At 67.2% G+C, this 23,093-nt stretch carries 25 protein-coding genes; 10 read left to right on the plus strand and 15 right to left on the minus strand.

Annotated elements, in window-relative coordinates; all coding sequences use genetic code 11:
• Positions 1-42 precede the first annotated feature (42 nt).
• Together AB0I14_RS14635 and AB0I14_RS14640 are read right to left on the minus strand one after the other, a co-directional pair.
• Positions 43-1,203 (minus strand): acyl-CoA dehydrogenase family protein, encoded by a 1,161-nt coding sequence (locus tag AB0I14_RS14635; RefSeq protein ID WP_358022230.1) that lies wholly within the window; start codon positions 1,201-1,203, stop codon positions 43-45.
• On the minus strand, positions 1,196-2,398 hold the full coding sequence (locus AB0I14_RS14640; protein ID WP_358022233.1) for an acyl-CoA dehydrogenase family protein: 1,203 nt from the start codon (positions 2,396-2,398) through the stop codon (positions 1,196-1,198). The genes AB0I14_RS14635 and AB0I14_RS14640 overlap by 8 nt, the downstream gene beginning before the upstream one ends.
• A gap of 59 nt (positions 2,399-2,457) precedes the next feature.
• On the opposite strand from AB0I14_RS14640, the gene AB0I14_RS14645 reads away from it, so the two are divergent.
• On the plus strand, positions 2,458-3,567 hold the full coding sequence (locus AB0I14_RS14645) for an FAD-dependent oxidoreductase (protein WP_358022236.1): 1,110 nt from the start codon (positions 2,458-2,460) through the stop codon (positions 3,565-3,567).
• Here the strand turns inward: AB0I14_RS14645 and AB0I14_RS14650 are convergent.
• The 3 genes from AB0I14_RS14650 to AB0I14_RS14660 form a co-directional block, all read right to left on the minus strand.
• Positions 3,546-3,779 carry a cupin domain-containing protein gene (locus tag AB0I14_RS14650; protein ID WP_358022850.1) on the minus strand — a complete coding sequence of 78 codons (234 nt, stop codon included), beginning with the start codon at positions 3,777-3,779 and terminating at the stop codon, positions 3,546-3,548. The two genes, AB0I14_RS14645 and AB0I14_RS14650, sit on opposite strands and share 22 nt — an antisense overlap.
• Before the next feature lie 69 nt (positions 3,780-3,848).
• Positions 3,849-5,075, minus strand: a complete 1,227-nt coding sequence (locus AB0I14_RS14655; RefSeq protein ID WP_358022853.1) for an alpha/beta hydrolase-fold protein — start codon at positions 5,073-5,075, stop codon at positions 3,849-3,851.
• A 128-nt stretch (positions 5,076-5,203) separates the two neighbouring features.
• A complete protein-coding gene (locus AB0I14_RS14660) occupies positions 5,204-6,076 on the minus strand; it encodes an AraC family transcriptional regulator (RefSeq protein ID WP_358022239.1) in 873 nt (290 codons plus the stop codon).
• A 65-nt stretch (positions 6,077-6,141) separates the two neighbouring features.
• Here AB0I14_RS14660 and AB0I14_RS14665 point away from each other — a divergent pair, with 65 nt between their 5' ends.
• Positions 6,142-6,744: a methyltransferase domain-containing protein gene (locus tag AB0I14_RS14665; RefSeq protein WP_358022242.1), complete on the plus strand. Its 603-nt coding sequence runs from the start codon at positions 6,142-6,144 to the stop codon at positions 6,742-6,744.
• On the opposite strand, the gene AB0I14_RS14670 is transcribed toward AB0I14_RS14665, so the two are convergent.
• From AB0I14_RS14670 to AB0I14_RS14680, 3 genes are all read right to left on the minus strand, one after another.
• On the minus strand, positions 6,713-8,662 hold the full coding sequence (locus AB0I14_RS14670) for a CocE/NonD family hydrolase (protein ID WP_358022245.1): 1,950 nt from the start codon (positions 8,660-8,662) through the stop codon (positions 6,713-6,715). The two genes, AB0I14_RS14665 and AB0I14_RS14670, sit on opposite strands and share 32 nt — an antisense overlap.
• 83 nt (positions 8,663-8,745) lie before the next feature.
• The gene (locus AB0I14_RS14675) at positions 8,746-9,144 is read right to left on the minus strand and encodes a heme-binding protein (protein WP_358022248.1); all 399 of its coding nucleotides are present in this window, start codon (positions 9,142-9,144) and stop codon (positions 8,746-8,748) included.
• A 303-nt stretch (positions 9,145-9,447) separates the two neighbouring features.
• The gene (locus AB0I14_RS14680; protein ID WP_358022856.1) at positions 9,448-9,885 is read right to left on the minus strand and encodes a DUF4383 domain-containing protein; all 438 of its coding nucleotides are present in this window, start codon (positions 9,883-9,885) and stop codon (positions 9,448-9,450) included.
• Positions 9,886-9,971: 86 nt separating this feature from the next.
• Here AB0I14_RS14680 and AB0I14_RS14685 point away from each other — a divergent pair, with 86 nt between their 5' ends.
• Positions 9,972-10,457 (plus strand): GNAT family N-acetyltransferase, encoded by a 486-nt coding sequence (locus AB0I14_RS14685; RefSeq protein ID WP_358022250.1) that lies wholly within the window; start codon positions 9,972-9,974, stop codon positions 10,455-10,457.
• Positions 10,458-10,460: 3 nt separating this feature from the next.
• Here AB0I14_RS14685 and AB0I14_RS14690 read toward each other — a convergent pair whose 3' ends face one another.
• Complete coding sequence (locus tag AB0I14_RS14690) at positions 10,461-12,020, minus strand: carboxyl transferase domain-containing protein (protein WP_358022253.1); 1,560 nt, start codon at positions 12,018-12,020, stop codon at positions 10,461-10,463.
• A 48-nt stretch (positions 12,021-12,068) separates the two neighbouring features.
• Between AB0I14_RS14690 and AB0I14_RS14695 the strand changes: the two genes are divergently transcribed.
• Positions 12,069-12,515: a PPOX class F420-dependent oxidoreductase gene (locus AB0I14_RS14695; protein ID WP_358022256.1), complete on the plus strand. Its 447-nt coding sequence runs from the start codon at positions 12,069-12,071 to the stop codon at positions 12,513-12,515.
• A gap of 6 nt (positions 12,516-12,521) precedes the next feature.
• On the opposite strand, the gene lipE is transcribed toward AB0I14_RS14695, so the two are convergent.
• The 5 genes from lipE to AB0I14_RS14720 are packed head-to-tail and all read right to left on the minus strand — an operon-like array spanning position 12,522 to position 16,289.
• Positions 12,522-13,766 (minus strand): lipase LipE, encoded by a 1,245-nt coding sequence (gene lipE, locus AB0I14_RS14700; protein ID WP_358022259.1) that lies wholly within the window; start codon positions 13,764-13,766, stop codon positions 12,522-12,524.
• Positions 13,763-14,248, minus strand: a complete 486-nt coding sequence (locus AB0I14_RS14705) for a peroxynitrite isomerase (RefSeq protein ID WP_358022262.1) — start codon at positions 14,246-14,248, stop codon at positions 13,763-13,765. The genes lipE and AB0I14_RS14705 overlap by 4 nt, the downstream gene beginning before the upstream one ends.
• 56 nt (positions 14,249-14,304) lie before the next feature.
• Positions 14,305-14,940 (minus strand): SRPBCC domain-containing protein, encoded by a 636-nt coding sequence (locus AB0I14_RS14710; protein ID WP_358022265.1) that lies wholly within the window; start codon positions 14,938-14,940, stop codon positions 14,305-14,307.
• Positions 14,937-15,290 (minus strand): metalloregulator ArsR/SmtB family transcription factor, encoded by a 354-nt coding sequence (locus AB0I14_RS14715; RefSeq protein ID WP_358022268.1) that lies wholly within the window; start codon positions 15,288-15,290, stop codon positions 14,937-14,939. Before AB0I14_RS14715 ends, AB0I14_RS14710 begins: the two co-directional genes overlap by 4 nt.
• Positions 15,291-15,329: 39 nt before the next feature.
• Positions 15,330-16,289, minus strand: a complete 960-nt coding sequence (locus AB0I14_RS14720; RefSeq protein ID WP_358022271.1) for an oxygenase MpaB family protein — start codon at positions 16,287-16,289, stop codon at positions 15,330-15,332.
• A 194-nt stretch (positions 16,290-16,483) separates the two neighbouring features.
• Here AB0I14_RS14720 and AB0I14_RS14725 point away from each other — a divergent pair, with 194 nt between their 5' ends.
• Together AB0I14_RS14725 and AB0I14_RS14730 are read left to right on the plus strand one after the other, a co-directional pair.
• Entirely contained in the window at positions 16,484-17,866 is a 1,383-nt protein-coding gene (locus AB0I14_RS14725) for a cytochrome P450 (RefSeq protein WP_358022274.1), read from the plus strand.
• A 27-nt stretch (positions 17,867-17,893) separates the two neighbouring features.
• Positions 17,894-18,610 carry a helix-turn-helix domain-containing protein gene (locus AB0I14_RS14730; RefSeq protein WP_358022277.1) on the plus strand — a complete coding sequence of 239 codons (717 nt, stop codon included), beginning with the start codon at positions 17,894-17,896 and terminating at the stop codon, positions 18,608-18,610.
• Here AB0I14_RS14730 and AB0I14_RS14735 read toward each other — a convergent pair.
• Positions 18,579-19,226 carry a class I SAM-dependent methyltransferase gene (locus AB0I14_RS14735; protein WP_358022279.1) on the minus strand — a complete coding sequence of 216 codons (648 nt, stop codon included), beginning with the start codon at positions 19,224-19,226 and terminating at the stop codon, positions 18,579-18,581. The genes AB0I14_RS14730 and AB0I14_RS14735 overlap by 32 nt on opposite strands.
• 62 nt (positions 19,227-19,288) lie before the next feature.
• Between AB0I14_RS14735 and AB0I14_RS14740 the strand changes: the two genes are divergently transcribed.
• From AB0I14_RS14740 to AB0I14_RS14755, 4 genes are all read left to right on the plus strand, one after another.
• Positions 19,289-19,831, plus strand: coding sequence for a hypothetical protein (locus AB0I14_RS14740; RefSeq protein ID WP_358022282.1), 543 nt, complete (start codon positions 19,289-19,291; stop codon positions 19,829-19,831).
• 107 nt (positions 19,832-19,938) lie between these two features.
• The gene (locus tag AB0I14_RS14745; protein WP_358022285.1) at positions 19,939-21,339 is read left to right on the plus strand and encodes a PepSY domain-containing protein; all 1,401 of its coding nucleotides are present in this window, start codon (positions 19,939-19,941) and stop codon (positions 21,337-21,339) included.
• Positions 21,332-21,838, plus strand: coding sequence for a copper chaperone PCu(A)C (locus tag AB0I14_RS14750; protein ID WP_358022288.1), 507 nt, complete (start codon positions 21,332-21,334; stop codon positions 21,836-21,838). Before AB0I14_RS14745 ends, AB0I14_RS14750 begins: the two co-directional genes overlap by 8 nt.
• A complete protein-coding gene (locus AB0I14_RS14755; protein ID WP_358022291.1) occupies positions 21,831-23,051 on the plus strand; it encodes a Dyp-type peroxidase in 1,221 nt (406 codons plus the stop codon). Before AB0I14_RS14750 ends, AB0I14_RS14755 begins: the two co-directional genes overlap by 8 nt.
• The last annotated feature ends 42 nt before the right edge of the window (positions 23,052-23,093 follow it).

A 23,093-nucleotide genomic window follows, 5' to 3' on the forward strand; every position in this document is an offset into this window, starting at 1 on the left:
GATTGTACGGTCGCATAACGGCTGCCGCGCGTTTTCAACCGATCAGTGTGTACCCGTCGCCACCCACGGCGCCCGGTCGGCCGGTGCGTCGTCGAGCACGAGGTCGGCGACCCGGGACCGATGCGCTTCGGCGCTGCCCAACAGCGCCGCGTCGGTGGTGGCCCGCTTGAAGTACAGGTGCGCCTGGTGCTCCCAGGTGAACCCGATACCGCCGTGCACCTGGATGGTGTCAGACGCGATCTTGGCAAACGCCGCCGATGCGGTGGCCTGCGCGATACTCGCGGCCAGCGCCGGGTCGTCGGTCCCGTCGGCGAGTGCCCACGCCGCGTGGTAGGTCGCCGACCGGGCGTGCTCGAGATCGACCAGACAGTCCGCCAGCCGGTGCTTGACCGCCTGGAAAGACCCGATCTGCCTGCCGAACTGCAGCCGCGATTTCGCGTACTCCACCGACAGATCCAGCAGATGCTGTGCGGCTCCGACCTGCTCGGCGGCCAGGAGGGTCGACGCCACCTGGAAGGCATGGGTGATGACGTGATCGGCCTCGCCGGGTCCGGCCACCAGTTGCGCGGGGGCGGCGGTCAAGACGATGGTGGCCTGCGGCCGGGTCAGGTCGAGCGTGACCAGCGGCGTGCGTTGCACCGCTGGGCCTGACGCGTCGACCGCGTACAGGGACACGCCGTCGGAACCCGCGGCCGCCACCAACAATGTGTCCGCGGCGTCAGCATCGACGACCCGCTCGACCGTCCCGGTCAGCGTCCCGTCTTCGGCGACAGTCACATTCACCGCGGCGGGATCGAACGCGCCCGCCTGATCCGGGACCGCGAACGCTGCGGTGCGGGTGCCTTCGGCGAGTGCGCCGAGGAGTTCGTCGCGCACCGGACCGGCCGAGGCGGCGACGAGCGCGGGCACCGCCAGCAACACGGTGCCGAACACCGGACCGCAGGCCAGTGCCGCCCCGAGTTCTTCGACCGCGATGGCCTGGTCGACGAGCGTGCCGCCGGCGCCGCCGTCGGCCTCGGGAACCGCCAGGCCGAGCACGCCGAGTTCGGCGCCCAACCGGGTCCACACTTTCGGATCGAACCGAGGCTCGGACTCCATGAGCGTGCGCACCGTCTGCTCGCCGAAGTTCTCGGCACAGAACTTTCGGACCGCGGTGCGCAGTTGAGCCTGTTCGTCGGTGAATGAGAACTCAGAATCAGCCACGCGGGATCTCCTTCCACGGCATACCGGCATCGGCCCGCAGATCGCCGGGCAGCCCGAGGATCCGTTCGCCGAGAATGTTGCGCATCACCTCTGAGGTGCCGCCTTCGATCGTGTTGGCCTTGCTGCGCAGGAAGCGCTGCTGGATGGGGCCGCGCCAGTCGGTGTCGTTCTGGTCGTCGTCTCGGTCGCCTGTCCCGTAGGCGTGATACAGGATTCCTTCGGGCCCAAGCAGATCCATGCACCACTGGTAGATGTGCTGATTGAGTTCGGCGCCGACGAGCTTTCCGATCGAGCCCTCCGGCCCCGGTCCGCCGACAGTGGCGGCCGCGCGGGAACGTTCGGCGGTCAGCCGTTGGGCCTCCGAGCGCAGCCAGAGCTGGGTCAGCCGGTCGCGCAGCACCGGAGTCCGCAGATCCGTACGTGATGCCCACAGCGCCACGGCATCCGAGATGGTCCCGGCTCCACGCCGGTTGCCGCTGCCGCCGAGCGCGCTGCGCTCGTTCATGAGCGTCGTCATCGCGACATTCCAGCCGTTGCCCACATCTCCGAGCCGATGAGCATCGGGGATACGGGCGTCGGTCATGTACACCTCGTTGAACTCGGCCTGGCCGGTCATCTGCCGCAGCGGCCTGGTCTCGACGCCCGGACCGTGCATGTCCAGCACGAAGTACGTCAGGCCTTTGTGTTTGGCCACATCGGGATTCGAGCGGGCCAGCAGGAGGCCCCAGCGAGCCCGGTGGGCCAGGCTGGTCCACACCTTCTGCCCGTTCAGCACCCACTCGTCCCCGTCGGGGACTGCGGAAGTGGCCAGCCCGGCCAGATCCGATCCGGCGCCCGGCTCAGAGAAGAGCTGGCACCAGATGTGTTCGGTGCTGGCCAGCGGCCGCAGCCAGGATTTCTTGAGTTCCTCGGACTGGGCGTGCTCGCGCACCGTGGGTGCGGCCATGCCGTAGCCCATGGGATTGAGACTCAACGGTATGGGCCCACCGGCGCCCTGCAGGATGCGGTCGGCGACGGCCTGCAGACCGCGCGAGACCCCGAGACCGCCGAGGCCCTCCGGGAAGTGCACCCAGGACAGGCCCGCGTCGTAACAGGCGGCCAGGTACTCGGGGATCGGAACTTTCTTGGGGTCGTGGTCGGCCACAACCCGGCGGGCGAGGTCGGCGACCCGGTCCGCATCAGCGACACTGCTCATCCAGCCACGATAGGGAAAGGGATCTGATGGCCTGCAGGCGGGCGGTAGCGTCCTCGAGCGTGGACCGAAAGCGCGTGGTGATCGCTGGACTCGGCGACACCGGCGTGCTCACCGCGATCCGGTTGGCGCGTCGCTTCGACGTCGTCGGCATCTCGGTGAACCCCGGCCTGGTCAGCGGTCAGGAACTGGGCACGCGGCTGGCCCGGCCCGACGACTGGGCGCGCAATTACTGGATCAGCTTCGACCGGTTCCGCGAACTCGACCGGGTCCGCACCGTGCACGGCACACTGACCGGGGCCGATCTGTCGGCCCGCACCGTCAGTGTGCGCGATGCCGACGGGAACCCTCGGGTGGAACGCTACGACGCGCTCGTTGTCTGCACCGGTGTGACGAACGGCTTTTGGCGACAAGCGGTTCTGCAGTCGGCCGGCGATGTCGATGCCGGGCTGCGGACCGCGCACGAGCGGTTGGGATCGGCACCGTCAGTCGCCGTCATAGGAGGCGGCGCTGCGGCGGTCAGCAGTGCGGCCAACATCGCTGTTCAGTGGCCCGACACGCGGGTCGGGCTGTACTACCCGGGGGAACACATTCTGCCGCAGCATCATTGGCGAGCCCGCCAGCGTGTCGAAGGCAGGCTGGCTTCGGCCGGGGTGACACTGCACCCCGGTCATCGAGCCGTGGTGCCCGAGGACTTCGACTGCGCGGCCATCACCTCCGACCCGGTCCAATGGAGCACCGGCCAGCCGGCGACGAAGGCCGATGCGGTGTTGTGGGCCGTCGGCCGGGTTCGGCCCAACACGGACTGGCTGCCGGGGGATGTGCTCGACGAGGACGGTTTCGTGCGGGTGACTCCCGACCTGCGGGTGCCGGGACTCGACGGTGTGTTCGCCGTCGGCGACGTGGCGGCCACCGACCCGCTGCGATCCTCGGCCCGCAACCGGGCCGACGGGCTGCTCTCCCGCAATGTCGCCGCCTACTTCTCCGGAGGCCGGATGCGCAGCTACCGTCCACCGGCCGGCCGTTGGGGATCGGTGCTCGGTGTGCAAGCGGACGGGTTGGAAGTATTCGCGGCCAATGGGTTTGCGTTCCGCTTCCCGGCCTGGTCGATCGAACGGGTGCTCCAGCCCTGGATCGTCCGTCGCGGCATCTACCGCGGTGTGCGGGGCTGATCGACGGGCACCACGTAGGTGGACAGCATCAGGGTCCGCACGGTGCCGACGTTGTGGGCGTCGTGGATGACCCCGGCCGGGATGACGAACGGGTCACCCGAATGCAGGTGCTGGGTCGGTCGATCGTCGAAGACCATGTCGACGTCACCCTGGACGATGTAGCCCACTTCAGGTCCGGGGTGGCCTGTGGCGGCCGGATTCCTTGTGATGATCCTTTCGCGTGCGTAACGCCACGGCGAGAATTCGGTCGATTTCCCGCCGTGACGTTACAAACGCGGTCGTTACCGCGGCAGCGCCACGGGCACCGTCTGCAGGCCAGGGGCTACCGGCGCGACCGGCGTCGCGGCCATACCGGGCACCCCAGCTACTCGAGGCACGCCGGCCACGCCGGGCACTGCTGCCTGGCCGGGCACCACTGGGTACGCGGGCGCTGCGGCGACTCCGGGAACCTGGCCGGGTACCCCGGTCATGCCGGGTACCACCGGTGACGCGGGCGCCGCCGCTACTCCGGGAACCTGGCCGGGCACCGGGGCGACCTGGCCGGGCACGGCAGGTGCCGGAGCGGCGGGAGGGGGTGCGGCTGCCGCCGCCGCGTTCTGGTTCAGCACCCGCAGCAGGTCGGGCTTCATCTCCTGCAGTTGGGCTCCCCAGTAGTTCCACCCGTGGGTCCCGTTGGGCGGGAAGTTGAACCGCGCATTGCGACCGCCGGCTGCCACATATTTCTGCTGGAACTCCTTGTTGGAGTTGATCGTGATGTTCTCCAGGAACTGCGCGCTGTAGAGCGTGCCGAAGTTGCCGCCGGGAGCGTCGAGTTCTGAGGGAACGCCGTTGCCGCAGTACACCCACACGGCGGTGTTGTTGGCCACCAGCCGGTTGACGTTGACCGTCGGGTCGTTGCGGCGCCAGGCCGGATCGTTGGAGGTACCCCACATGTCGGTGGAGTTGTAGCCACCGGCGTCCTTCATCGCGAAGCCGATCATGGTCGGCCACAGGCCTTGTGAAGGGTTCATGAAGCCGGACAGGGCACCGGCGAAGATGAACTGGGCGGGATGCCAGATGGCCAGGTTCAGGGCCTGTCCACCGGACATCGACAGCCCGACAACGGCATTGCCGGTCGGCGCTACATCCCGCTTGGCGGCCAGGTAGGCCGGCAATTCCTGGGTCAGGAACGTTTCCCACTTGTACGTGGTGGTGCCGGCACTGCCTGCCGCAGGCCGGTACCAGTCGGTGTAGAAGCTCGATTGGCCGCCCACCGGCATGACCACCGAGATGCCGGACTTGTAGAACCACTCGAACGCCGCGGTGTTGATGTCCCAACCGTTGTCGTCGTCCTGCGCGCGCAACCCGTCGAGCAGGAACAACGCGTGCGGGCCGCCGCCCTGGAACTGGACCGTGACGTCGCGACCCATCGCGGCCGACGGCACCTGCAGGCGCTCCACCGGCAGGCCATCGCGCGAATACGCAGCGGCGGTCGGTATCGGCCCGGCCATGGCCAGCCCCGGCAACATCAGCCCTGAAATCGCCACAGCCGCCACGCGGCGCGACATCCGACCGAACATTCTCAGTCTCACACCGGCACGCTAACAACGCCCGAGCTGGGGCCACTGTGGCCGCGCCCGGCGTAACCCCTCTGTTATCAAGGTGATTCGGTTCTGATGCCGTCCGGTCGCCGCCACTCCCGCGGTGACACGCCGTGCGTCCGGCGGAACTGGCGGCTGAAATACCCAGGGTCGGCCATGCCCACCCTCGTGGCGACCTCGGCGACGGGTAGGTCCGTCTTGCCGAGTAGGTCGCGGGCCCGACTCATCCTGCGTTCGTTGATCCACTCACCCACCGTGCGCCCGGTCCGCCGACGCACCAACGTGGTGAGATGACCCGCTGTCATCCCCACCTCGTGGGCGACGTCGCTGAGCGACAGGGGCTCCGACAAGCGGCGGTCGATCACCGAGAACACCTCGGCCAGCAACGGCTCGCCGCTACGCCGCAGATCGCTCACCACGTCGTCGGCGAGCCGGGCCAGGTCGATGAGCAGCAGGGTCAGATGAGCCAGCACCGCCTGGCGGTAGCCCTCACGCCGGGCGGCCAGCTCATCTTCGATCGATCGGATGGTGTTGTCCCACAGTGGCTGTCGATCAGCAGGCGCGTGAAGTTGCAGCAGCCCACCCGACCGGCCGTGGAGGAAAGGGAACAGCAGGGGGTGGGCCTGCCAGGTGGGCCAGGGTGACCCCGCGTCGCGGCCCAGCGCGGTGGGGTCGAAGTACACGCCGATCCCATCGGCTTCGGTGGTCAGCGGCCGTGGGTCGATCACCTCGCCTGCTGCCACCACATAGATGACTCCGGCGGTCGGTACGTACCAGAGCACCGGGAAATCGTGGATGTGCGGCCGGTGTTCGGGGAGTTCCGCACGCCGGCCGCGGGTCACCGACACCGGCGGCGCGTCACGGTCGGTCCAATACCGGTAGACCGGGACGCCATCGCGGTGGCGAACCAAGCGGGACACGTCGGGCATAACGCCAAAGATAATCCTGATATCGCCAAGCTTCACCCAACTATCGATGTCCAATCCGCTGGATCATGGAGTTCATGACCAAACATCGTCCACATCTGCTGACAAACCGGCACGATTACCTGCCCGCCACGGGCCATGACGCGTTCCTGCCCGGCTATGACCTGTTGACGCGGGTCTTGGGGATGAACCCCGCCTACCGCGAACTGGTCGCGCAGGCCGGACTCTCGGCCGGCCAGCGGGTCATCGAAATAGGTTGTGGAACCGGTAATCTCACAGTCCGCGCCAAGAAGGCATGTCCCGGCGCCGATATCATCGGGACCGACCCTGATCCGCGCGCCCTGCGACGGGCGGAACGAAAAGTCAAGGGCATGACCGGCGTCGGATTCACCCGGGCCTATGCCCAGGAACTCCCGTTCGACGACGGCGAGTTCGACCTGGCGCTGTCCTCGATGATGCTGCACCACCTCGACGAGGCGACCAAGGTGGCCGCCGCCCGCGAACTGTTCCGGGTCCTACGGCCGCGCGGCAGGTTGCACATCGTCGACGTGCGCGGCGACGCCCTGCCCCGGTTGCTCGAGAACGCCGGATTCGATTGCACGGTGGTGGGATCGGGACGTATCCGACTGGCCGGAAGTCTTACGTACCTCCGCGCGTCGCGCCCGGTGTGAACGCTGTCGGTGCGGCCAACGGGATGAGCAGACTCGACGGTGAATCCCCGCCCTGACGGATTCGGTACGTCCCCGCGATCAGTGCCTCCCGCGCCGGCTGAGTGGGGACCAGGTGGGGGAAGTCGTAGGTGGTCAGGGTCAGCCGCAACCGGTGACCCGGCTCGAGCACGGCGGCGGTGGGGAAGATCTCCAGGTCATATCGTGTCAGTTCACCGCGCACGACCGGTTCGGCCGCGGCGCGGGTACTGATGTGATGCGGCCGTAGCACCGTTCCATCTGGCAGGTACCACGTCTTCTCCGGATCCAGGGCCCGGTGCGAACCCAGCAGCGCACCTTGGGTCAGCGGCCGGCTGGCGCCGTCCGGCGCGACGTCGTCGAGGTGCGCCACCCACAGGGTCTCGGTGGTATCGGCCGTCGCGTGCACGGTCAGGGTGACCGGGCCTGCGATGAGCCGGGCCTCGGTGAACTCGGCCGTGGTGTAGGTCAGGGCCTCGCGCTGCAGGCGACGGTTGTCCAGGTCGTAACGGATGCGCCGTCCCGTCTGGGCGGCCATGAAGCTGCCCATTCCCAGGGTCCACTGCTCCAGGCTGCGGCCCGACACCGGGCCGCGCACTGTGTAGCGCAGCGTGGCCTCGGTCCGCTCGGCAGCCGGTTCGGCGGCAAGGTGCCCGCCCTCGGCCAGGTACATCCGCGTCGGCGTGGCCTCGGGGAACGGATAGTCCTGCGCCTGGAACCATTCCGAGCTGCCGATGGCCTGGAAGCGGATGGGCGGGCCGGTCACCGCGGCGTGGGTGTCGTCCTTGAGCCAGCGGTCGAACCAGCGGAGCTGCAACGCATGGACGTGCAGCCCGTCCATATCTGAGACGTGATACCAGGGGCCCATCATCAATTGCACGCGGTCGGTCACCGGCTGGCCGGGCTCCATCGGGCCATACGGGGGCCGACCGGTGTACGCGTTCTGCAGCGTGGCGTAGTTCAGCGGGGCGCCGCGCTGGAAGGCGTCGTGCCAGCCGCCGATCAGGAAGACCGCAACGCTGTTCTTCGCGATCTCGGGCAAGACGTCCGAGGCCCGCATGGTGTCCCAGAAGGGCCCGTCGAAAGCGGTGTCGCCGCCGGCGTTCGCGTCGCCGATCATGGTCCGGAAGTACTGGCGCTGGCCACGTCCGCGCTGGCGCACCGCGGCCAGGCCACCGGCTCTGGGGCGTTCATGAGTGCCGCGTTTGGCGAACTCAAGCACCGGGTTGACCACGTTGAGCAGTGAATAGACGGCGCCGTAGGCGCGCACCGTGCGCATGTGCGGCACCCCGCCCATGGTGACCACATCGCGGTAGAAGTCATTGGCGGCCATCACCGGGAAGATCGCCTTCAGCGGCGAGTCGGGGCCGACCGCCGCGGCAGTGAGAAGTTGGTTGATGGCCAGGTAGGAGATGCCGAACATCCCGACCTTGCCATTCGAATTCGGCAGCCGTGCAGCCCAATTCACCAAGTCGACACCGTCCTGGACCTGGACGGCGCCCAGCATCTCGAACGATCCGCCCGAGGCGCCGGTGCCCCGCACGTCGGCCATCACCTCGATGTAGCCGCGCCGGATCAGGTACGGAGTGGCCCCGCCGCCGATCTGGGCGGCCGGCGGCGGGGCCTTCTTGCCGTACGGCGTGATGGACAGCAGCACCGGGAACGGCCCCGGCGCCGGTGCCCCGGTCTCGGGGACGGTCGGATAGTGGATGTCGGCCCGGAGCACGGTGCCGTCGGACGCGCGGACGGCCACATTGTGGTGGACCCCGACGCCGTACCGGGCCGGTTCAGGTGTCCAGGCCGGTTCGAGCGGCGACGGGTTGCGTTTACGGACGCGGGTCGCCGATTGCCCGGCCACCTTCCTGCCGCGGTTGCCTCGGACCGTCTGCCACGGGTTCGCCATCCGTCCTCCTCGACGTGTCGGCCTGGCTCCACGGTATCCAGTGGCCGCCGCCGTGCAGTGGCCACCATCCCCGCGCGGCGGGACTACCCGGCCATGAACTCCGAGTAGGCCGAGGCCAGTTCGGGTGACAGTGCCGTCACGTTGCACGTGCGCTGCGTGTCCCCGATGGGGGCCAGGATGCCGCGCAGGTCGTTGTACTCCTGCGGGTTGGCGGTGAAGTAACCGCGCAGTGTCGCCGCGGCCTGTGGACGCGGCTGGGTGAACGCGGCACTCACGGCCTGATTGGCACCCGGATGACTGTCGAGGTAGGCACGTGCGGCGCCGGTGGTGCTGCTGACGGTGCCGGCCACTCCGCTGGCGCTGCAGTCAGGTGCGGCGGAGGCGGTGGGCGCGCCGATCATCGCGGCGGCGACGCCGCCGAGCAGGCCCGCGGCACAAGCGCCGGCAATTCCCCGACGCGCGGTGATACCAGTGAATTTCATGATCATTTTCCTTCGGGGTTCTGGGTTTCTCATTGGGTTGCGATTTGGTAATCGCTGTCCCCGGCCCGAACTCGAAAGTAGCCGCGATGCGGTCGAGCAAAACATCTGCGCTGTGAGACAGCTGTGACGGGTGTGGTGGTGTTACGGTCGGACGCCGTGAATTGCGCCTCAATTCCGCCGAATTGGGGTCGATGATCTTGAAATGTCTCAGAGACCGAACGCCATTCTTAATTGATCGTGATCTGCGCCGCTGAGTGTGGTGACCAAATTGTTATCCGCGGGCCGTTCAGCTAACTGATCTGTTCACCGCTTCAGGGTTAGCCCGGACAGCGAGTTGCGTAGACCGCCATCGCGGTAGATCTGCACACCCGCCACGGCCAGCATCACGGCAGCGGTTGCCAGGTGCACGACCGCGTCGGTGGTGTTGTTGGGGAAGGCGAATATGTAGGCCACCTGGTGGGAGAAGAACGCCCAGATTCCTGGCAATGCTCCGGCCACCGCGGCCAGCAGGAGATAGAGCACGGCCCACGATTTTCGCCAGCACAAAACCAGTCCGGGACCGAACAATGCCAGGCCGGCCACTGCATGCCAGCCGTTGTAGTCCATCCCGAGAATCGGTGTCGTCGGTGCGTCAGGACCGATGGCGAAGCTCGGCTCGGCAATGAAACCGATGATTGCCTGGACCACATGGAACAGCGAGATGATCAGCAGTCCCCATTGGGCGAAGCTCCACTGGCGCACCCGCACGTGAGGAGGACCATCAGACACAGTCCGGACGTTACGTCTACTACAGCGTGTAGTCAACGGTTCGGTCGTAGGGTCGGGGAATGCAGATCCGTGCCGCCAGGACCGATGACATCCCCGAGATCGCGCCGTTCTTCCGCGTCATCGTTGCCGACGGCGAAAGCTACACCTACCCAGAAGGCTTGACCGACCAACAGATTCGCGAAGTGTGGCTGGCTCCTGAACCCGGTCACACCATCGTCGCGGTGGTCGACGGAGCCATCGTCGGCACCGCGCGGATGGTGCCCAACAAGCCCGGCCGTGGTGACCATGTCGGCACCGCGAGCTTCATGGTCGACCCGGCCTCGTCGGCGCGCGGTGTCGGACGCGCCATGGCGCTGTGGATGATCGATTGGCATCGGGAAAACGGTTATCGGGCAATACAGTTCAACGCCGTCGTGGAGACGAACGTGCGGGCCGTGCGGCTCTGGCAAGACCTGGGATTTCGGATCATCGGCACCGTCCCGAAGGCCTACCGGTCGCGGGCGCACGGTCCGGTCGGGCTGCACATCATGTACCTGGAGCTATGACGGTCACCAGGTGTCGATGAACCGCGGACCGGCCGCGGGCCGTTCGTGCTGCGCGGCGGCGGCCAGTGTTGCGGCGATCAAACCCCGGGTCTCCGCCGGGTCGATGACATCGTCGATCTCGAACAACGATGCCGAGTTGAGCGCCCGCGCGTTCTCCTCGGCGGCCGCCGTGGCAGCCCGTACGGCCTGCTCGCGCTCATCGTCATCGGCGATGGCCTCCAGTTCCTTTCGCAGGCCGAGCCGGACGGCACCCTCCAGACCCATCGGACCCAGATGGGCGCCCGGCCACGCCACCGTGAGCAACGGTTCGTGAAGGCTGCCACCGCACATCGCCTGTGCTCCAAGGCCGTAACCGCGCCGCAGGATCACCGCCACCAGGGGCACCGTCAGTGCTGCACCGGCCACCAGCATGCGAGACCCGCGCCGTACCAGGGCCTCGGCCTCGGCGGCCGGGCCGACCATGTATCCGGGGCAGTCCACGAGCGACACCACCGGCAGGCCGAATGCATTGCACAACTGCAGGAACCGGGCGGCCTTGTCGGAAGCCGCGGCGGTGATGGCACCGGCCATCACCATGGTGTTGTTGGCGATGATGCCGACGGGCCTACCCTCTATACGCGCCAGAGCGGTCACCATCTCCGGGGCGAACTTCTCCCGCAAGAAGGTGACCGAGTCGGCATCGGCCAGCGTCTCGATGATCGGTGCCACCAGATAGGCACGCCGCGCCCGTTCGGGAATCATTGTGCGCAGGGATGTTTGGTCGACGGGATCCGGCCTGGCCACCTCGGGTTCGGCCGGCCCGGTGAAGTAGCCCATCAGCTTCTTGGTCGCGGTGACAGCTTGCGCCTCGTCAGCGACCACGACGTCGACGACACCGTTGGACGCCTGCACCGAGATCGGGCCGACATCGTCGGGGGCAACCTCGCCGAGGCCACCGCCGGCGATCATCGCCGGTCCGCCCATCCCGATCGAGCTGTCCTCCGTTGCGACGATCAGGTCGGCCGCACCGGCGATCACCGCGTTGCCGGCGAAACACCGGCCCTTGACCACGGCAATGCGCGGCACCAGACCGGACAGCCCGGCCCACAACGCGAATGCCCGGATCTCCAGGGATGACACCGTCGGGATGTCGGTGTCACCCGGGCGGCCGCCGCCACCCTCGGCGAAGAACACCGTCGGCAACTTCAGGCGCTCGATGATCTCGAACAACCGGTCCTTCTTGCGGTGTCCGATGGCGCCCTGGGTTCCGGCCAACACGGTGTAGTCGTACGAGAGCACCGCACAGGCGGCACCGTCGATCCGTGCCGTTCCGGCCACCAGGCCGTCGGTCGGGGTGCGTTCGATCAGGTCGTCGCGGCTGCGGCGCTGGCGCTGAGCCGCGATCGCGAACCGCCCGTACTCGACGAACGATCCGGCATCGATCAGGTCGGTGATGTTCTCACGGGCGGTGCGGCCTCTCGCGGCGTGGCGGCGCGCCACCACCTCGGGTCTGCCCGCGTCCTCCGTCATCGCCTTTCGGCGCAGCAGTTCGGCGAGATCCTCGCGGAGGGCATCGTCGGGCATCGGCAGCTCCTGGAATAGCGGGCGGGCGGCCGGAGGTTGCGCACAGATGTGACCGCCAACACCTCATCTAACCCGCCCTTCGATCCGCGCGATGTACTGGCCGAGGCCCGGTTGGGGGTGCTGGCCACCATCAAGGCCTCCGGCGTCCCGCAGCTGTCCCCGGTGACGCCGTATTTCGACCGGGCCGCCGGCGTCATCTACGTCTCGATGACCGAAGGGCGGGCCAAGACGGTCAACCTGCGTCGCGATCCTCGGGCCGCGCTCGAAGTCACCAGCGCCGACGGGTGGTCCTGGGCCACCGCGGAAGGTGCTGTGACGCTCACCGGGCCGGGAACCGACCCGCACGGACCCGAGGTCGAGGCCCTGGTCGACTATTACCGCAGTGCCGCCGGAGAGCATCCCGACTGGGATGAGTACCGGTCGGTGATGGTCTCCGATCGCCGGGTACTCATGACGCTGACCGTCGAGCGGGTGTACGGGGAGAAGCTGCGCTGACTCGCCTCAGCCGAGCGGGATCTCGGCAGCGATCCGGTCCAGCACCGCGGGATAACGGTTGGCCTCGCGGTGCGCCCCGGGCTTACCGCTGCTGACGATCGCGGCGGACAGACTGCGCTGCGGGTCGGCCCACACCGCGATGTCGACGAGGCCGGTGTGCCCGAACGCCGAGGGTGTGTTGCGGCCGAACGGCCCGAAGCGTTTTCCGCCGAGCATGTACCCGGTACCCCAGCGCATCGGCTTGAGTCCGGTCGCCACATCGGGCCGCATCCGCCGGCACGGCGTCGTCGCGGCCTGCAGGGTCTCGGGCTTCATGATCCGGACCCCGTCGAGTTCGCCTCCGCGCCGAAGGATTTCGGCGAACCGGGACAGCTCGTCGGCATTGGAGACGGTGGTTGACGACGGGATGACACTGGTGAGGAACAGCGGGGTGTTGCTGAGCGGGATGATCCGGTCCAGCGTCCCGCCCACCGCGGCCCGGAACGCCGCGGCGATCGGAGCGGGCAGCGGCTTACCGGTCACGTGGCTGGGCGCCACCAGCGGAACCTCTTCTGGGGCAACGCCGTAATTGGTCCAGCGGAAGCCAAGCGGGTCCAGGATCTCCTCGGCGAGGATGTCGCGGATGTTGCGACCGGTGGCCGCCGAGACGATCTCGCGGATCAGTGGACCCCAGGTCAGCCCGTGGTAGATGTGCACCAGGCCGGGCCGGTACACCGGTTTGAGCAGGGCCAGTTGCTCACGGGTGTATTCGCTGTCGTCGACGCGGGTGACATCGGGGCGCGGCCCGGTGTGGATCGGCACCCCTGCGCTGTGGGTCACCACATGCCGGATGGTGGTGCGGTCCTTGCCGTGGCTGGTGTAGTTGGGCAGGTAGTCGCAGACCCGGTCGTCGAGGGAGAAGTGCCCCTGCTCGACGAGCATGTGCACGACGGTCGTGCTGACCGCCTTGGCCGCCGAGTAGACGCAGAACGGGGTTGCGGTGGTGACGGGGATCTTCTCGGCATCCGCGGCATCGTCGGGACCGTTGCCCCAGCCGTGGCCGATCGCGCGGTTCAACACGGTTTTCCCGTTGCGCCGCAAGCACACCTGGATGGCCGGGTGCAGGCCGGATCCATACCAGTACCGGACCGATTCCCAGATCCGCTCGACGGTCTTCGGGTCGATCTCCGAATGGTCCTCGTCGCCGATGTCGGTGACCGCGTCCAGATCGGAGGGGACGGCGATCTTGCCGGTCGGTGCTTGTTGGCTCATTCGCTCTTCCTGGTCAAGGTCGCGGAAAGATGGTGCTGCAGTGGTTGTCCGACGGCGCCCATCTGCACGTCGTACGTCAGTTGGTCTCCGTCCACCCGGATGGAACGCGATAGCGCCGCAACGTTTTTGGCCGAGGCGGTCAATCCGATGGTGGTCGCGGACAACTCCATGTCGATACGGCCGTCGACGACCTGGACCGTGCCCTCCTGGATCTCCGTGATGCCGGTCGGATGCGCCAGCACCCACTCGACCCGCCCTGGTGCCGGGACCCGGAGATATCCGGTCTCGGCGTGCAGCGGACGGCCGTCGTCGCGGGCCTTGGTGCGCTGGTTGTAGGCCAGGAACGGCTTGCCGACGTGGCCGAAGGTGATCTCCTCGAGGTACTCGAACGATTCGATCGTCGGATACTCGCCGGCGCCGGGGCCGGCCCAGGTGCCGAGCAGCGGAGCCAGCACGGTCAGGTTCGGGTGGAGGTCGGGCACACCGACAGGGTACGGCGGTGGTCCGGCGGGACCCCGTCACGGCGTGTCTGACCAGGTCAGCTCCCGGTGTACGCCGCGGTGGTGCGATCCGCCGCGGCGCGTGCCCGAGCGGGATCTTCGCCGGCGGCCAACGCGGCCTGGTACCAGAGTTCGCTCGCGGTTGACATGAAGCCACGGCCCTCCTCACTGGCCGCCCAGGCCGCACCCTCCTCCGGCGTGATGCGATCGCCACTACCGAGATATCCGGCAAGACCGAGAAGTCCAGAGTCCCAACCGACTCCGACCGCACCCGGCCCGAACTGCAGCCAGAACTCGTCATCGTCATCGGCGTGCATGATGTGGTCCAGGGTGAACGTGGCCCGGTTCTCGCCCGCTTCCGCGATGGTGACCTCGACCCAGCTGGTCGCCCCCATGGACTCCCAGGTGGTTGTGAAGGACCGCGGCGGTTCGCAGGTCAGCACCTCGCCCGATGCGTTTCCTTCCAGCTGGAAACGGCCACCCACCTGCAGATCACCCGTGATCGGCAGGAACCAGCGGGGGATCCGATCCAGGCTGGTGCAGGCGGCCCACAGATCGGCTGCATCGGTGTCGTAGGTCTGGCTGACGCTCACGACGCGCGCCTCACGGGCCTCGAACGTCTTACGGCCCACACTGCGGCGGACCGCGTTGAGCTGGTGTTGGACGTCGATCACGGGGAAGCCTCCTTGTTCGTGGTTCTTCTTCGTTCACGTTTGCCGCGCGCGATCTCGGTCGCCAGGGCATCCAGATGTGGTGTCCAGTTGCGCCGGAAGCGCTCGAGCCATTGGTCGACCTCACGCAACGGTGTCGCGTCGACGCTGTACAGCCGACGCGTGCCTTCCACCCGCACGCTGGCGAAACCGTTGTCCCGCAAGACCTTGAGGTGTTGTGAGACCGCAGGCTGGCTGATCTCGAACTCGGCTCGGATCACCTCGGTGATGGCACCGGATGACAGCTCACCCGCCTGGATGAGCTCCAAGATCCGCCTGCGCACCGGATCTCCGAGAATGTCGAAGGCGTGCACGTGGTCAGAGTAAAAGCTGCCACTTATATAAGTCAAGACTCATAGGCCGGTCGCGTCAGGCGTTCTCTGGTTGAAGCGCTTGGGTCTGGATCTGGTGTCCCTGGGGGCAGAGGCGCTTGAGCAGGTGCGGGTATGTCCGGCTGTGGTGCAGGGAGGCGGTGGTGAGGCGGGCGGCGCCGAGAATGACGGCATCGTTGGCTGCGGAGGTGGGTAGCCCACTTGTGCGTCGGATGTGGCGCGGTATGAGGGCGAGCCCGGCACGGGCCAAGATCGGATAGGCCCGGAACAGGGCAGCCTTGACGGGGTTGCCATCCAGGGCGCGTGGGTGCAGGATCGCGTCAAGGGCGCGCCACGGGTTTGTGCATTGACGCAAATCAAGTGGCGAGAGGCGGTCCACAGTCGGCGATAGTCGTCGCGGCTGGACGGAATGCGTTCTGGCATAAGTTGTTCGACGATGCCGTGGTGGGCCGCGGCTGCGCGGATATCGTCGTAGTCGATGCCGAAGGTCTCGAAGGCGATGGCCGCTTCGGCGAAGAACTGGTCTTGTTCTTGCGGGGTGAGGCCGCCGGCAAGGGTTTGGTAGGCAAAGAACACCGAATGCCACGAGAGCATGTGGTTGCCGAGGCGCAGGTAGGGGTCCATTGCGCTGTAGGACTGACCGGACATCGGTTCCGTGCCGGTGATCCGGGCGTGCAGCCGGTCCAGCCGCTGGTTGGCTGCGGTGACAGTGGCGGTGTCCGCGAACACCGCGGTCAGGAAGTAGTACATGGTGCGGTTCAGGCGTCCGAGCGGGTCTTCGCGATAGCGGCTGTGGTCCTCCAGCGCGGCTGCCCCGTGGGTGCTGGCGACCATGTCGAGGACGAACGACCGCATCACTCCCGGGATCGTGGCGGGGTGAGACCACACCCGCCAGGACACCGAACCTGGGCCGAACAGGCCCTCGTCCTCTCGTCTGCTGGGTAGGTCGAGGTGGAATTGCTGGTCGGTAACCCTTGTCACGGTATTGCCCTTTCAACGCATTGACGTGCTGCTTCATAGATAAACACGATGTATCTGTCTCAGTGAGAATACATTGTGTGTTTCTATGGTCAACCGCTGGAGCGGGCGCGAGGGTTAGTGCGCATAGTCAGAAACACGGTGTACTCTGAAACGCATCAGAAACGATGTGTTTCTGACCTTGGAAAGGTGGACTCGTGACTGTCACTGCTGCTGGCAAGGCTGAACCGTCGCGACGCCAACCGCCGGGGTTGCCTGCGCCGCGCCCGCTGTCGGGGCTGTTCGGCGCGTTGTACGGGGCGGGATACCTGGTCGGCGGCGAGCGGCTGTTGCTGGGGTTGTTGGGCCGGTTTGGACCGGTGATGAGGGTGCCGGTGGCAGGGTTCGGCAATCTGGTGATCGTCTCTGATCCAGCGCTGGCGAAACAGGTGTTCACCGCACCCCCGGATGTGCTGCTCGGTGGTGAGGGAGTTGGTCCGGCTGCGGTGATCTATGGGTCCGGTTCGATGTTCGTGCAAGAGGAGCCCGAACATCTGCGGCGGCGAAAACTGCTGTCCCCGCCTCTGCACGGCACCGCACTGAACAGCTACGTTCCGGTGGTCGAGAAGGCGACGCGCGCGGCCATGGCGTGCTGGCCGGTGGGACAGCCTTTCTCGATGTTGGCGGCAGCCCGCCAGTTGACCCTGGATGCGATCGTCAAGGTGATTTTCGGGGTCGACGACCCTACCGAGGTGAGTCGGTTGGGCGCTCCGTTCGAGAAGCTGCTCGACCTGGGAGTCTCGGAGCAAGTAACGATGCGCTACGCGCTGCGGCGATTCGGGGCACTGCGCTGGACCCGGCTCGCCCGGATCAATCAGGAGATCGACCAGGTCGTGATGCCCCTGATTGCCCAACGGCGTTCCGACCCGCATCTGGAGGGACAACTGGACATCCTTGCCCTGCTGATGTGCAGCCGGGACGAGGACGGCAATGGGTTGGCGGACAGCCAGATTCGCGACGATCTGATCACCTTGATGCTTGCCGGGCACGAAACCACAGCGACCACATTGGCGTGGGTGATGGATTTCCTGACGCACCACCCAGAAGTTCTCGAGCAGGTGCGTTCCGAGGCGGAGGTCGGGGAATCGAAATACACGGCAGCGGTGATCAACGAGACGTTGCGGCTACGCCCTCCGGTACCGTTCACCGCTCGTGTGACCGCGGCTCCCTATCACCTCGGCGACTTCACCCTTGACCCCGGTACCCGGATTGTGGTGCAGATCAACGCGGTCAACCGCAACCCCGCGACGTATGAGAATCCCGATGAGTTTCGGCCGCAACGGTTCCGCGAGGCCAGGCCGCAGACCTATGCGTGGCTGCCGTTCGGTGGCGGGATCAAGCGCTGCCTCGGAGCGAGTTTCTCGCTATTGGAACTGACCACCGCTCTGCAGGTAATGCTGCGTGAGGGTGAATTCACTGCGGACAGCCCCAAGCCTGAATATGCGGTGCGCCGCTCGGTTGTACTGGTGCCGCGCCACGGCACCATGGTCCGATTCCGCCCTCGGCCACCGGCATCGTCTGCAGGTAGTGCCGCGGGTTGATGCGGTCAGCCGCTAGTGTTCATACGCGTGAGCGGGCCGTTGAGGGAGGCAACCCCTGAGACCGCAGCCGCGGTGCTGCGGCTGCTGGCCGGTGAGCCGCCGGCAGCCCTGCCGCGTCACCGCCACGACTTGTCCCGCGACGATGTCCGGGAGGCGCAGCGTGTCCGGATCATGGCCGCGGCAATCGAATTGTTCGCCGACCCCGGGTATCCGGTCACGACCGTTCTGGACATCACCAAACGGGCTGGGGTTTCACGCAAGACCTTTTACCAGCTGTACGACACCAAAGAAGATGTCTTCCTGGACGCATACTGCGCTGTCGGGGTATTGGTCAGCCAAGCGGGCCTCGCGTCTGCAGACCCACAAGAACCCTTCGTGCCGGCCGAGATCCCGAGGTACGCAGGCCAGGTCCTCGCGCTGATCGCGGCTACGCCGGCATCGACCCGCATGTTCTTCCTGGAAGCTCTCGGTGCCGGCCCGCGAGTGCGCGCCCGCCGCAACGAGGCCATCGCCGAGTTCGTCGCCGCCCTCTCTCCGAGGCTCAAACAGCTACGCGCACAGGCTGAACCGGATCTGCGCGAGCTCAGCGACCAGCAGTGCCGCATCGTCGTTGCAGCCGGGATCGAACTGATCGCCGAGTATCTCGCCGACCATGACCCAACTGAACTCCCAGCAATCACAAACGATTTGACCGAACTCGTCCGATCCATCGTCACGCCGAACCACCCGACGTATGTGCGATGACCATGGCCTGGGCCGTGGGCTCATCGAGCTGCGCCTGACGGGCGCGCTTGGTTGTCGCGTACACCGTGAATCCCGACGCCTGCAGGGCGGTACACACCGCGGCGGTGTCATGGCGCAGGAACGTCAGCGCCACATCCCGGCCGAAGGCATGGTCATAAACCGCGGTCTCACCGTCGGTCTGGAAGCCCAGCAGCACCCATCCGGGATCGGTCAGGACCCGGCGGTACTCGGTGAACAGTTCCGGCAGTGCCGCGGCGGGGGTGTGGATGACCGAGTACCAGGCACACACCGCATCGAAGGTCCCCGGCGCATACGGGAGGTCGAACATGTCGGCGGTTTGAAACCGCAGCTCCGGCCACTGCTGTCTGGCGAGAGCGACCATCGCGGCCGAACCGTCTATTCCTTCGGTCTCCAATCCACAGTCGGCAAGCTCGGCAGTGGCCTCACCGGGCCCACACCCCACATCGAGGGCGGCTCGTCCGCCGGCCCGCGCCACCAGGTCCGCGAAGGACCGTAGAACCGCACGGTCGAAGGGCCGGGATTCGAATTCGCCGGCGAACGTCCGGGCGTACTCGGGGGCGATCAACTCGTACTGGTCGTATGCCGGGGTACTCACGGTCGTCACCCTAGGGCCAGATGCCGGAAGCCCAGCTCAGGGCGCACGGTAAGGTTCCGCAGGTGAGCACGTCTGCCAAGCATGCCGCGCGCCTGCGCGGTGGTCTGGTCGGCGTTTGCTCGGCACTGACGGCGACCGTTGCCCACACTGCGGCGGGCGGCATGGCCCCGACGGGTAGCCCGCTGATCGTGCTGTTGCTGCTCTGCACGGCGCTCGGTGCCGCAGTGGGTGGTCTGAACCCGCAGACGCGTCCGGCCAAGGCCGGTCTGCTGATCGCCTCCCTGGTCGCTGGGCAGCTGCTCGGGCACGTGGCGCTGGCGATGTCCGGCGGGCACCATCACGCGGCATCGTTGTCCACCGCACCGATGGTCGGTCTGCACGCGGCCGCCGCGGTCGGCCTCGGTCTGGTGATCGGCCTGGCCGAGTACCTCTATGTGGTCTGTGCCTCGGTGCTGTGCTGGTTGCGGATCTTCGCTGCCGCCCGGATCCGCCCGTCGGTCCGTGAGCTCTGGTGGCCTTCGAATGTGGTTGTGGCGCGGCCGGTTCTGCTGTGCGCGGGTCGGGGAATGCGGGCACCGCCGGCGGCGCCCGGCACGAGCTTTTAACGCCTACTTCTTCATCTGAGCCCGTCGATCACCGACAGGGCTGTTTTCCGTTGTGCTCCGTGCGCACCTTTCTGTTCTTTCAAGTTCTTTTCCGCGAAGGCATTTCCATGACCATCACCCCTGACGATCAACTACGCGAGGAATCCCCTCCACCCGTCAAATCCCATTCCATCCGTCCGCTTCTGGTGCGGCTGCACTTCTATGCCGGGATATTCGTCGGCCCGTTCATCCTGATCGCCGCCGTCACGGGCCTGCTCTATGCGCTGATCCCGCAGATCGACACGTTCGTCTACCGGCACGAGCTGACGGTCGAGCAGGTCGGGACCGAGCGCTTGCCCTTGGCCGATCAGCTCGCCGCGGCGCGCCATGCCCATCCGGAAGGCACGGTGGAGAGCATCCGCCCGCCCGCGGCGCCCGACGAGACCACCCAGATCAGCCTGCTGGTGGGCCCGGAATTCAAGGACGTTCCGCCGGACTATTCGCGCACGGTGTTCGTCGACCCGTACACGGGTGAGGTGCGCGGCGCGCTGACCACCTACGGGCAGTGGATGCCGGTGCGCGCCTGGTTCGACGAGCTGCACCGCAACCTGCATCTCGGGGCGTTCGGCCGCAACTACAGCGAGCTGGCGGCGAGCTGGATGTGGGTGATCGCACTGGCCGGGGTGGCCCTGTGGATCATGCGTCGCCGGGAGAACCGCACGACGCGTGACCTGGTCCTGCCGGACCGCACGGCTTCCGGGCGTCGACGCACCCTGTCCTGGCACGGCGCGGTGGGGGTGTGGATAGTGGCGGTCCTGCTCGCGCTGTCGGTGTCGGGTATCACCTGGTCCCGCTATGCGGGCGAGACGGTCAACGGTATCCAGGCGAAGCTGAACACCACGGCGCCTGCCGTCGACACCTCGCTGTCGGGTGCCCCAGCCGCTACCGCTGAGCATCACGGCCACCGCGGCGGCCCGTCCGAGTTGCGTGGCGCCGATACCGTGCTGGCGACGGCTGAGCAGGCCGGGCTCCGCCACCCGATGTGGATGTATCCGCCGGCCGAAGCCGGCCAAGCCTGGAAAGTCGCTGAACGCAAACGTGATTGGCCCACGCGTGCCGACGAGATCGCAGTCGACGCCGAGTCCGGCAAGGTGACCGACCGGGTGAACCTCGCGCAGTGGCCCCTGCTGGCCAAGCTCACCGACTGGACGATCGATGCCCACATGGGCCTGCTGTTCGGTATTGCCAACCAGGCAGTGTTGGCGCTCACCATGGTCGGCTTGATCACCGTCATCGTGCGCGGTTATCGGATGTGGTGGCAGCGCAGGCCCACCCGGGGTTCGGCCTGGGCGGTGGGTCGCGCACCGCTGCGCGGGGTGCTGCGGCAGTTGCCGCCCTGGGGCAGCGTGGCCGTGGTTGTCGTCGCCGCCGTCATCGGATGGTCTCTGCCGTTGTTCGGGTTGAGCCTGCTGGCTTTTCTGGTGGTCGATGTCGCCGTGGCGTGGTGGAAAGGAAGATCAAATGTCTAGGGTTGCAGCTGTTCTGACGGCGACCGGCTTGACCTTGGCGGTGGGGCTGGCCGCCTGCACCGAGAGCCATCATGACGAGAAGATGGCCGACGCTGTTCAGGTCAGCGAGCAATGGGCCAGTGCCGCAGACGGCGGGATGACGGCGGTCTTCGGCACGCTCACCAACGCCGGACACCACGATGCACGTATCGTCTCGGCCACTTCGCCGGCTGCCGGCATGGTGGAACTGCACGAGGTGGTCAGCGATGGCAGCGGGTCGAAAACCATGCGGCCCAAGGAAGGCGGGCTCACCGTCGCGGCCGGAGGTACCCACGAACTGGCGCCCGGCGGGGATCACCTGATGCTGATGGACCTCAAGTCGCCGCTGCAGCCCGGCGCCGATGTTCCGGTCTCGCTGGTGTTCGAGGACGGCTCGTCACTTCCGGTTACAGCCCAGGTGCGTGATTTCGCCGGTGGCAACGAGAACTACCAGCCGCCGTCCCCGCACGGACATGGCTGATCCGTCCCGCCTGTCGGTCAACCGGCGGCGCCTCCTCACCGGGGGCGCCGCGGCACTGGCAGCCGGCGCGGTACTTAACCAATCCGGCGCGGCCCATTCCGCCACCGTGCAAACGGGATTCGGTGTCGACGTGGAGCCGTTCTACGGGCCGCACCAGGGCGGGATCGCCACCGCGCCGCAGTCCCACGGGCTGTTCGTGGCATTCGACGTCACGGCCGCAACCGGGGCCGGGAAGCGGCGCACCGAGCGGGAAATCGTCGCCGCGATCCTGCGGTTGTGGACTGCCGATGCGGCCCGGTTGACCCGGGGCACACCCGCGTTGGCCGACACCGAGCCTGAACTCGCCACCCGCCCAGCCGGATTGACAATCACCGTCGGCCTGGGAGTCGGGCTGCTCGACCGGATCGGGACGACGGGGGTCCGGCCGCCGTCTGCGCGCGAGCTGCCGGTTTTCGACGTGGACCGGCTCGAACAGCGGTGGTCCGGCGGTGATCTGCTGCTGCAGATCTGTGCCGACGATCCGGTGACGGTGGCCCATGCCAACCGGGTGCTGACCAAGAACGTCCGGTCGATGGCGACGCCGCGCTGGCGGCAGGCCGGGTTCCGCAATGCCCGCGGGGCCGACGCGAGCGGCACCACCATGCGCAACCTGATGGGGCAGATCGACGGCACCGCGAACCTCACCGCCGGCGACTTCGACGATCTGGTCTGGATGTCCGGGCCGGTCCACCCCGGACTGGTCGGCGGCACGTTGATGGTCATCCGCCGCATCGCGATGCGCATGGACACCTGGGATGAGCTGGATCGCCAGAGCAAGGAGTTCACCGTCGGCCGCACCCTGGATTCCGGTGCTCCGCTGACCGGCACCCGTGAACATGACGAACCGGATTTCACGTTGACACAGAATGGGATTCCGGTCATCCCGCAGAACTCCCACGTCGCGCTGGCCCACCATCGCGGCACCCGGGAGCGATTCCTGCGCCGCCCGTACAACTACGACGATCCGGCAGAGCCCGGCCAGACGTCGAACAGCGGGTTGATCTTCGCGACCTTCCAACGCGATATCGACGAGCAGTTCCTGCCCGTCCAACGGCGCCTCGCGCAGTTCGACGCGCTGAACCAGTGGACCACTGCGATCGGGTCGGCGGTGTTCGTGGTGCCTGGCGGGGTGCGGACACCGGACGACTACCTGGGGCAGGAGTTGGTCGGCTGAGCCCAGGCAACGGATGCACGGTTGCCCTCCACAGAGGACACG

This window comes from Mycobacterium sp. NPDC050441 (assembly GCF_040655355.1).
In the GTDB taxonomy this organism is placed as follows: Bacteria; Actinomycetota; Actinomycetes; order Mycobacteriales; family Mycobacteriaceae; genus Mycobacterium.

What these genes read in the sequence shown, in the direction of transcription:
- AB0I14_RS14640 (WP_358022233.1), bottom strand. Translation starts at nt 2,398, where the DNA reads ATGAGCAGTGTCGCTGATGCGGACCGGGTCGCCGACCTCGCCCGCCGG.
- AB0I14_RS14655 (WP_358022853.1), bottom strand. Translation starts at nt 5,075, where the DNA reads ATGTTGCCGGGGCTGGCCATGGCCGGGCCGATACCGACCGCCGCTGCG.
- AB0I14_RS14660 (WP_358022239.1), bottom strand. Translation starts at nt 6,076, where the DNA reads ATGCCCGACGTGTCCCGCTTGGTTCGCCACCGCGATGGCGTCCCGGTC.
- AB0I14_RS14665 (WP_358022242.1), top strand. Translation starts at nt 6,142, where the DNA reads ATGGAGTTCATGACCAAACATCGTCCACATCTGCTGACAAACCGGCAC.
- AB0I14_RS14670 (WP_358022245.1), bottom strand. Translation starts at nt 8,662, where the DNA reads ATGGCGAACCCGTGGCAGACGGTCCGAGGCAACCGCGGCAGGAAGGTG.
- AB0I14_RS14675 (WP_358022248.1), bottom strand. Translation starts at nt 9,144, where the DNA reads ATGAAATTCACTGGTATCACCGCGCGTCGGGGAATTGCCGGCGCTTGT.
- AB0I14_RS14685 (WP_358022250.1), top strand. Translation starts at nt 9,972, where the DNA reads ATGCAGATCCGTGCCGCCAGGACCGATGACATCCCCGAGATCGCGCCG.
- AB0I14_RS14690 (WP_358022253.1), bottom strand. Translation starts at nt 12,020, where the DNA reads ATGCCCGACGATGCCCTCCGCGAGGATCTCGCCGAACTGCTGCGCCGA.
- lipE (WP_358022259.1), bottom strand. Translation starts at nt 13,766, where the DNA reads ATGAGCCAACAAGCACCGACCGGCAAGATCGCCGTCCCCTCCGATCTG.
- AB0I14_RS14745 (WP_358022285.1), top strand. Translation starts at nt 19,939, where the DNA reads ATGACCATCACCCCTGACGATCAACTACGCGAGGAATCCCCTCCACCC.
- AB0I14_RS14750 (WP_358022288.1), top strand. Translation starts at nt 21,332, where the DNA reads ATGTCTAGGGTTGCAGCTGTTCTGACGGCGACCGGCTTGACCTTGGCG.
- AB0I14_RS14755 (WP_358022291.1), top strand. Translation starts at nt 21,831, where the DNA reads ATGGCTGATCCGTCCCGCCTGTCGGTCAACCGGCGGCGCCTCCTCACC.